1 pseudogene (only partly in view) is annotated in these 1581 nt (G+C 66.9%); it reads right to left on the bottom strand.

The window, feature by feature from the left end:
- Nucleotides 1-1581 (bottom strand): annotated as a pseudogene (locus tag BN903_RS17545) (BGTF surface domain-containing protein); its annotated part runs 64 nt beyond the window's last position; the annotation flags it as partial.

Below are 1581 nucleotides of genomic sequence, written 5' to 3'. Positions count from 1 at the left end.
TCCCGTCTTCGATGACAGTGGCGTTCGCGGTGGCGTTCTCGATTTCGAGCCGGTCCGGGTCAGACGTGTTGGAGACGACGACGACGGTCCGGCTGTCCTTGAGCGACGTCCCTTGGTACAGCTCGTAGTTCAGGCGAGTTCCGGGCGAGACGCCGTCGAAACCGGCGTCAATTGTGAAGTTCCCGTCCGAGACCTCCATCGTCGCCTCCGTCCGGATCGGCTCGCCGGCGTCGTTCACGAAGTTCGCGGCCATCTCCTCGACCGGAAGGATCGAGTTCGTCCCCGTGACCGTCCCGCCGTCCGCCTCAACGAGGAGCTCGCCGTCGTCGGTGACGTGGTCGTACCGGATGTACCGTTCCCGGACGGAGAACGACGCCTCAGCGCTGACGCCGCCGTCCGCCGCCTCCCAGTAGGGGAACTGTCCGGACGACGAGGGGGTCGCGTCGAACGCGGGAGGCGGCCCCTCACCGTCGCCACCGAACTCGTACCGCTCGCCCTCGGTCCCCTCCAGCGCGAACTCGACGGCGAACTCGTCGCCGGGCTCGGGGTCCCTCGTGAACGGTCCCCCGTCGCTCGTGTCCAAGACGATGTAGAAGCGCCCGGCCGTCGGGTCGTCGTCGCCAGCCGTTCCCTCACTCGCGTCGGCCAATATCAGTGAGACGTCGTCCGGGTCGGCCGCCGAGAGATCGATCTCCGACGGCGCGCGGTTCCGACCGGGATTGGTCTGTCGGACCCGGAGCGAGACCCCCTCCTCGGCACCGAGGAAGTCAGTCAGGACGGTATGGTCGAGCTCCGTTCCGGCCTGTGCGTCCTCGGTCGACCCGGCGAAGTGCGAGAGCGCGCCCCAGATACCACTCGACTCGAACCCGAGCACGACCCGGTCACCCTTCGTCACGGCGGTCCGGTCGAGTCCGTTCTCCCGGAGCGCGTCGAGCGACTCCTCGGCGTCGGGGTCGGCGTTCGGGACGTCTTCGCGGTCGGCGGTGGTGAACACCTCAACCTCGTCGTGGAACCTCGGCTTCTCCAAGACGAGTTCCGCCCGCCCGGCCATCTCGACCGGAGTCACTTGCCCCGAATTCTCGACGACGAACGTCCCGTTGGTGATCGCCAGCCGGTATCGCTGCGGGGCTATCGGGCGCGGAAGTCCGCCGGCACCGGTCGCGCCCGGTATTTCCGAAGAATTTCGGGCAGCGGAGAGGTTCCCGGCGATCAGTTTCCCGTTCTCGTCACGGAACTCAATGCTACAGTCGGTCTGGCTACAGCTCGCAGGGTCGGTCGCGTCGGTCCCGAGGGTTCGCGTGTTGATCGTGTCGTCAAATTCGTTCAATTTGAGGACGTCAACGTAGCCGACAGACTGCCCCGAGTCGGTGAGTCGGTTCCCGCCGACGAGCAGGTAGGCTTCGTCATCCCCAGTGGCTTCGGCGGTATACCTGATGTCAACAGGATCCCCGGCGACACCGGTGTACACGTTTCGGCTGAACCCGCCGCTGATCTCGGCTCGGTCGGACGGGTCGGCGGCGATCGCCCGGCGGTCGTCCGCGGTGAGCGGAGCGGCGTTCCCCACCTGAGTCGTCGGCGTCA

The organism is Halorubrum sp. AJ67, from assembly GCF_000513435.1.
This window is presented reverse-complemented; position numbering and strand designations above follow the sequence as displayed.